Origin of the sequence: Methylobacterium bullatum, assembly GCF_014845095.1 — a bacterium.
Classification (GTDB): Bacteria; Pseudomonadota; Alphaproteobacteria; order Rhizobiales; family Beijerinckiaceae; genus Methylobacterium; species Methylobacterium bullatum.
Genome location: NZ_NKUG01000058.1, coordinates 1 through 7,296, shown reverse-complemented (window position 1 = coordinate 7,296; position 7,296 = coordinate 1). Strand labels below are relative to the sequence as shown.

Annotated in this window: 8 protein-coding genes; 5 read left to right on the top strand and 3 right to left on the bottom strand. The window is 67.6% G+C overall.

The genetic code is table 11. From position 1 onward, the window contains the following. Positions 1-218: 218 nt before the first annotated feature. Positions 219-713 carry an META domain-containing protein gene (locus MBTS_RS09010; RefSeq protein ID WP_026175611.1) on the bottom strand — a complete coding sequence of 165 codons (495 nt, stop codon included), beginning with the start codon at positions 711-713 and terminating at the stop codon, positions 219-221. Between the two features lie 313 nt (positions 714-1,026). Here MBTS_RS09010 and MBTS_RS09005 point away from each other — a divergent pair, with 313 nt between their 5' ends. Next, positions 1,027-1,347, top strand: a complete 321-nt coding sequence (locus MBTS_RS09005) for a helix-turn-helix domain-containing protein (RefSeq protein WP_238253774.1) — start codon at positions 1,027-1,029, stop codon at positions 1,345-1,347. 26 nt (positions 1,348-1,373) lie between these two features. Here MBTS_RS09005 and MBTS_RS09000 read toward each other — a convergent pair whose 3' ends face one another. Both MBTS_RS09000 and MBTS_RS08995 read right to left on the bottom strand, forming a co-directional pair. Next, the gene (locus tag MBTS_RS09000; RefSeq protein ID WP_147832485.1) at positions 1,374-2,609 is read right to left on the bottom strand and encodes an NAD(P)/FAD-dependent oxidoreductase; all 1,236 of its coding nucleotides are present in this window, start codon (positions 2,607-2,609) and stop codon (positions 1,374-1,376) included. After that, positions 2,606-3,562 (bottom strand): LysR family transcriptional regulator, encoded by a 957-nt coding sequence (locus MBTS_RS08995; RefSeq protein WP_018041966.1) that lies wholly within the window; start codon positions 3,560-3,562, stop codon positions 2,606-2,608. Before MBTS_RS08995 ends, MBTS_RS09000 begins: the two co-directional genes overlap by 4 nt. A 203-nt stretch (positions 3,563-3,765) precedes the next feature. On the opposite strand from MBTS_RS08995, the gene MBTS_RS08990 reads away from it, so the two are divergent. The 4 genes from MBTS_RS08990 (at position 3,766) to MBTS_RS08975 (ending at position 7,270) form a co-directional block, all read left to right on the top strand. Further along, complete coding sequence (locus MBTS_RS08990) at positions 3,766-4,827, top strand: class 1 fructose-bisphosphatase (RefSeq protein WP_192215458.1); 1,062 nt, start codon at positions 3,766-3,768, stop codon at positions 4,825-4,827. Positions 4,828-4,861: 34 nt separating this feature from the next. Beyond that, entirely contained in the window at positions 4,862-5,722 is an 861-nt protein-coding gene (locus tag MBTS_RS08985) for a phosphoribulokinase (protein ID WP_018041968.1), read from the top strand. 61 nt (positions 5,723-5,783) lie between these two features. Next, complete coding sequence (gene rpe / locus MBTS_RS08980) at positions 5,784-6,470, top strand: ribulose-phosphate 3-epimerase (protein WP_192215457.1); 687 nt, start codon at positions 5,784-5,786, stop codon at positions 6,468-6,470. Beyond that, positions 6,464-7,270: an HAD-IA family hydrolase gene (locus MBTS_RS08975; protein ID WP_192215456.1), complete on the top strand. Its 807-nt coding sequence runs from the start codon at positions 6,464-6,466 to the stop codon at positions 7,268-7,270. The genes rpe and MBTS_RS08975 overlap by 7 nt, the downstream gene beginning before the upstream one ends. Positions 7,271-7,296 lie beyond the last annotated feature (26 nt).

Here is a 7,296-nt window from a genome sequence, read left to right as displayed (position 1 = left end):
GTCGCATCGTCGACGAGGTGTCGGGTGCAGTGCCCCGGACGATTTCGCCCCGAGGGGGTGGGCAGGGCGTCGGGCCGCCCCGCCTGCGCCGTCATCGCTGTCCTTCCGACCTCGGTTTCCTTGCGACCGGTCGAGTCGTCCGTCTAACGCGAACGGTCATCGTAGCGCGTCTTCGCCCGAGGGAATGCGTCCGGTAACCGGCCGCGTTGCAGCGAAATCTAGAGCGCGCGATCGAACTTCAGCTCGCCCTTCTGGCTCTTGATCACCAGCTGCGACCCGACGAGGTCCCACTGGGCAGCGGTGCGCAGGGCGATGAAGAAGTCCTGCTCACTGGCACCGGTACCCTTGTCGCAGGGCTTCTTCGTGAGAGCGAGGGGGCCGACGGCGAGGTGCTGCTCGCGCAGGGGGAAGGCCGTGGCGGCGAAGGTGTTGCAACCGCCGTAGCCGCGGGCGCGGTACTGCTTGTCGATGATGAAGCTCGGACGGTCGGTGCCGTTGAAGGGCTTGCCGTTCAGGCTCACCGCGGTCCAGGTCGCATCGAGGGGAAACATCTTCTCCTGAGGCTTGGCGGCCGGAACGTACTGCTTCTTCTCGGGCTTCTCGCGGTTGTCCTTGCCGAAGCCGGTGACGTTGGATCCCTGCGCCATTGCGCCCGTCGCCAGCATCCCCGCCGTCGCGGCACAAGCCATCGCGGCGAACAGCATCGCTCTCATCGTCAGGCCCTCCTTCGTCATCATCATTCGAACTCGCATGGTCGCGCACCGCGTCCCGGTTGCAAGAGTTCGGGCCGCGCGTTCCATGCGAAGCTCCGTGTCGGACGAAGCTCGCGCGGACGGCGTACGGACGCCCTTCGGATAAGATTCCAGCACAAATATGGTCAAGACTGTCTATCCCAGGTTTTCCTTGTCATCCCCTTCCAAACGTCGCTCCACGCTTACTCTACGTGAACAATCCCCCTGCGAGCCTCGTTAGAGCAGCTTAGAAGCGGGCGTGCGTTGAGCGCCATTGCATGACGGAGAGCTTCCTGTGTCGGGATTGGACGAGAACGGACGCGGCGGGGCAGGGCCGAACACGATGAGCCCGGCGCAATCGCGGGCCGCTCGCGGCATGCTGGGCTGGTCGGAGGCGGATCTCGCCGCCAAGGTCGGTCTGGCCGAGCAGGACGTGAAGGCCTTCGAGAATGGCACCGGCGATCCGGCCTCGGGCCGGATCGAGGCTTTGAGAAGTGTCCTCATGACCGCCGGCATCGTCTTTCACGAAGGCAGCGAGAGCGGGGTCGGCCTGCGCGCGACGGGCGGAGACGAGGGTACGCGCCTCGGCTCGCTGACTACGGAAAACGATCACTGAGGTTACGAGGCCGTTTCTGAACCTCTTCAGGCACCGCCGCGTCCCATCGCGAGGGCCTTCAGGTCGAAGGTCGGATCGGCGGCCTCGTCTTGGGTCGGCGATAGACCGCGCGCAATGATCCGGCGAGCGGCCATATGCTCGGCCGCCGAATCCACCGTCTCGATGCCAGTGAGGTGCGGACCGCGATAGCGGAACACCGTAAAGCCCCCGGCGGTGGCGCGTCGCACCGAGACGTCGCTCGGACCCGGCAATCCCACCATCTGCAGCTTGTGGCCGCCTTGATCGCTCCAGAACCAGGGGACGGCATCGTAGGGGGCGGGGCGCCCGGTGATGCGGGCGGCGAGGCAGCGGCCGTGGTCGATAGCGTTCTGGACGGATTCGACGCGCGCCGTACCATGGGCGGCGAAGCGTGTGGGAAACCGGGCACAATCGCCGATGGCCGAGATCGACGGATCGTCGGTGAGAAGGACGGAATCGACGACGATGCCGTCCTCCACGTGAAGGCCGGCCTCGGCCGCGAGATCCTGGTTCGGTAGGACACCGATCCCGATCAGGACCAGATCCGCCGGGCAGGTGGCGCCGTCCGACAGGACAATCGACGCGGCCCGACCGGCCCAGCCCTCTATGGCTTGCACGCCGCCGCCGAACAGGAAACGGATGCCGGCGCTCTCGTGGACCTCTCGGAAGAAGGTGGCGATCGGCTCGGACACCGCCCTCGCCATCGGGCGGTCGGCGGCCTCGATGACGGTGACGGACAGACCGCGCGCGGCGCAGATGCTGGCGAATTCGAGCCCGATGAACCCAGCGCCCACGATGGCGATGCTGCGCGCTTCGCCGATGGCCGCCTGGATCCGGTCGGCATCCGCGATCGAGCGCAGCTGATACACGCCCGCGAGCTCCGTCCCTGGCACCGGCAGAGGCCGGTTTCGCGATCCCGTGGCGAGGACGAGATGATCGTAGCCGAGGTCGCGTCCGTCGCTGAGGCGGACTCGGCGGGCCGCCCGGTCGATCGCAACGGCCTCGACCGAGGTCTCGCAGGCGATGCCGTGGTCCGCGTAGAAGCCCGGCGCACGCAGGAACAGGCCGGTGGCATCCACCTTGCCGGCGAGATAGGCTTTCGAGAGCGGCGGACGCTGATAGGGAAGGCTCGGCTCGTCGCCGATCATCGTCAGGAGTCCGCCGTAGCCCGCCTCGCGCAGGGAGGCCGCAGCCTGCAAGCCGGCCTGACCGGCACCGACGACGACGATCCCGGTCTCGCTCACGCCTCGAACTCCGCGGTGACCGAACTGACGGCCGGTGTCAGGGCCAGGCGCGGCAGCTTCCGACCGCCTTCCTTCACCGTGTAATCCCAGAACGCCGCCGCCGCCGGCCCGAGCACCTTGTCGGCGCGGCGGACCACGTACCAGTCGCGACGGATCGGCAATCCCTGCACGTCGAGCAGGATCATGCGCCCGCTCTCGACCTCGGCCGCCACCGTATGGCCGGAGATGAGGGCGATGCCGAGCCCGGCCATCACCGCCTGTTTGATCGTTTCGTTCGAGCCCGAATCGATCCCGAGTTTCGCGCGCTGGATCATGATGCCCGACATGAACTCTTCGAACACCGTGCGGGTGCCGGACCCCTCCTCGCGCACCAGGAAGGATTCCTCGGCCAGATCCGCCCGCGTGAGGTTGGTCCGCGTGCTGAGGCGATGACTCGGCGCCGCGATGATCACCAGTGGGTGCGCGCCGAACATCTCGGCCTCGATGGCGAAGTCGCGCGGCGGACGGCCCATGATGGCGAAATCGATCTCGTAGTTGCGCAGGGCCTCGACCATAGCGCCGCGATTGCCGACGACGAGGTTGATCTCCACCGCGGGGTAACGGTCGACGAAGCCGGCGATGATCTGGGGCGTGAAATACTTGGCGGTGGACACCACCCCCATGGCGACCCGCCCGCCGCTGCCACCCTTGAGGGTCTGGAGCCGGTCGGCGCAGGTCTCCAGGACCGTGTTGATGCTGTCGATCGCCCACAGCATCTCGCGCCCGGCATCGGTCGGCTTCAGGCCCGTGGGTGTCCGGTCGAACAGCAGCAGCCCCGCCTCTTCCTCCAACTGGCGGATGCGCGCATAGAGCGCCGCCGAGGTGACATTGAGTTCCTGGGCCGCACGGGTCATCGTTCCGAGGCGGGCGACCGCTGCGACGGCCTGGAGTTGCTTGAGCGAGAGGTTGCGCATCCGGCGTTTTTAGTTTTTTTGGAACCGCCCGCAAGTTTTTTCAGAATTCCTTCTTTGCACGGGGAATGCCCGTCTGGCGCTCTGGTTGAACCCGGCGCTATCGTGCAAAGGGCGGTGCTCCGGCCTTTCGACGGCCCGGAACCGAGACGGAAGATGAGCGGCCGGATGGTCTCCGGCGGGTCTGTGGAAGAGGACGTGAGCCGATGTCGTTGGGGTCTCTGGAAATTGGGTCGCGGCTCGACGCGTACCTCGCCCAGGCGGTCGCCGCCGATCAGGGACTCGCCGACGTTGCGGCGGTCATCGCAGCCTGTGCCGAGGCGGCTGTCGATGTGAGCGAGGTGATCGGCCGCGGCGCTCTGGGCGGCGGCGATCTCGCCGCGCAGGGTGAGCAGAACAGCGACGGCGACGTGCAGAAGGCCCTCGACGTTCTGGCGCACCAGCGCTTCACCGAGGCCCTGCGCGGCGCACCGGTGGCGGAGGTCGCTTCCGAGGAAGCCGAGGGCATCATGCTCCTCAACGCAGGCGCTCCCCTCGCCGTCGCCATCGATCCTCTGGACGGCTCGTCCAATATCGGCGTGAACATGGCGGTGGGATCGATCTTCGGCATCCGGCCCGTGGGCGCGACGGCGGAGAACCCCCTCAGCTCGTTCACGAGCCCCGGCACCGCCCAGCTCGCCGCCGGCTTCGTCACCTACGGCCCGGCGACCTCCCTGGTGCTGACGCTCGGCTTCGGCACACAGATCTTCACCCTGGACCGGGCAGAGCGCGTGTTCCGCCTCACCAGCCCGCGGATCGAGGTGGTGGCCGCCGCCAAGGAATACGCCATCAACGCCTCCAATGCTCGTCACTGGGACACCCCGGTGAAGGCCTATATCGAGGATTGTCTGGCCGGTTCCGAGGGACCGCTGGACAAGAACTTCAACATGCGCTGGCTCGGCTCCCTGGTCGCCGACGCGCAGCGGGTCCTCCTCCGTGGCGGCGTGTTCCTCTATCCCGGCGACAACCGGAAGGGCTATGCGCAGGGCCGCCTGCGCCTCCTTTACGAGGCCGCGCCCATCGCGATGCTGATGGAGCAGGCCGGTGCCGCGGCCACCGACGGTGCCAACCGCATCCTCGACATCTCCGCCACCGGCATCCACGAGCGCGTGCCGCTGGTGTTCGGTTCGAGCGAGGACGTGGCCTGCGTCGCCAAGTATTACGGTGGCCGCAACGCCGCCGCCGGCCGCTCGCCCCTGTTCGGCCAGCGCGGGCTGATGCGCAGCTGACCGGGGACAGGCTGGAACCGGTCGGGTATCGTACATGTCGGCGCGTCATCCCATCATCTCAGTCACCGGATCGTCGGGCGCCGGCACGACCTCCGTGCGCAACACGTTCGAGCAGATCTTTCGCCGCGAGGACGTGAGCGCGGTCTACATCGAGGGGGACGCATTCCACGCCCTCGATCGCAACGCCATGCGCAAGGCCATGGCCGAGGAGCCGACCCTCAGCCACTTCGCGCCCCGCGCCAACCTGCTCCTAGAGTTGGAGGAGGTGTTTCGCAGCTACGGCGAATCCGGCGGCGGGCGCACGCGCCACTACGTCCACGACGTCGCCGATGCGCAGGCCTACGGCGCCGAGCCGGGCACCTTCACGCCCTGGGAGGATTTTCCGCCGGGCTCCGACCTGCTGTTCTATGAAGGCCTTCACGGCTGCGTCGTCGACGACAATGTCGACATGGCCCGCTACGCCGACCTCAAGATCGGCGTCGTGCCGGTGATCAACCTCGAATGGATCCAGAAGCTGCACCGGGACCGCTCGTTCCGCGGCTATTCCACCGAGGCCGTCACCGACGTGATCCTGCGGCGCATGCCGGATTACGTGCAGACGATCTGTCCGCAATTCACCTGGACGGACATCAACTTCCAGCGCGTGCCCACGGTGGACACCTCCAACCCCTTCATCGCCCGCTGGATTCCCACCGCCGACGAATCGATGGTGGTGATCCGCTTCAAGGACCCGAAGGGCATCGACTTTTCCTACCTGATCTCGATGATCCAGGGCTCCTTCATGAGCCGTGCCAATTCCATCGTGATTCCGGGCGGCAAGCTCGACATCGCGATGCAGCTCATCCTGACCCCGATCATCATGCAGCTCGTGGAGCGCAAGCGCCGGCTCGCCTGAGACGACCCGACGTCCGCGCGACGGCACTTGCCGGACCGACAGAGTGAACGAGATAGACCGTATGACGACCCGCACGGCCGGCCCCATCATCTCTCCCTCCATCCTCGCGGCGGATTTCGCGGCTCTCGGCCAGGAGGTCCGTGCGGTCTCCGAGGCCGGGGCGGACTGGATCCATCTCGACGTGATGGACGGGCATTTCGTGCCCAACATCACGTTCGGCCCCGACGTGGTGAAGGCGCTCCGGCCGCACAGCGCCAAGGTGTTCGACGTCCACCTGATGATCGCCCCCGCCGACCCGTATCTCGCGGCCTTCGCCGAGGCGGGCGCGGATGCGATCTCGGTCCATGTGGAGACCGGACCGCATATCCACCGCTCGCTTCAGACCATCCGAACCCTCGGCAAGCGCGTCGGCATCGCGCTGAATCCGGGCACCCCTGCGAGCGCCATCGAGCCCCTGATCGACATGGTCGATCTCGTCCTGGTGATGACGGTGAATCCCGGCTTCGGCGGCCAGAGCTTCATCCCCTCGACCCTGGAGACCATCGCCCGGATCAAGGCCATGACCGCCGGCCGTGCCATCGACATCGAGGTGGATGGCGGCATCACCGCGGAGAATGTCGGCCTCGCCGCAGCCGCCGGAGCCAACGCGTTCGTGGCTGGCAGCGCCGTGTTCAAGGGCGGGCCGGCCGGATATGCCGAGCGCATCGCTGCGATCCGGGCGGGCGCCGGCGGCACCGTCGCATGTTGAAGGCGCTGATCTTCGACGTCGACGGGACGCTGGCCGAGACGGAGGACCTGCACCGTCAGGCTTTCAACCGCGCGTTCTCGGAACTGGGGCTCGACTGGCACTGGTCGCCGGAGCTCTATGCCGACCTCCTCACCGTCATGGGCGGCAAGGAGCGGCTCGCCCATTACGTGGCCACCGAGCACGGCGAGCCGGATGCCGAACGCCGCGCCCAGATGAGCGAGATCCACGACCGCAAGACCGGGATCTATGGCGACCTCGTCACGAAAGGAGCCCTCGAACTGCGCCCCGGCATCGCGCGGCTCGTGGGGGAAGCCAAGCGCGCAGGCCTGCTCCTCGCGGTGGCGAGCACCACGAGCCGCCCCAACGTGGACGCGCTCCTCGCCGTCAACTTTCCCGAGGGTAGCCCCTTCGACGTGGTTGCCTGCGGCGACGAGGCTGAGCGCAAGAAACCGCATCCGGACGTGTTCGTCCTGGCCCTGACGCGCCTCGGCGTGGCGCCGGGGGAGGCCATCGCCTTCGAGGATTCGGTGGCCGGCATCCGCTCGGCGCTGGATGCGGGATTGCCCGTGGTGGCCACGCGAAGCCGCTACACCGGCGGACACAGCCTGGAGGGCGCTTTCTCGGCGGTGTCGGATCTCGGTGAGCCGGGGACGCCCCATACCCACCTCTCGGGAATCCCATGGGCAGGGGGCGTCGTCACCCTCGCGGGGTTGGCGGCCTGGCACGGGCGGGCGGGCCGACCCCCTTCGCCGGCCGGGGGAACAGCGTCGCCCCGGCGAGAAGACCGAGGCCGGCAGTGAGGGCGAGGGGCCACCAGGGGCGCCCG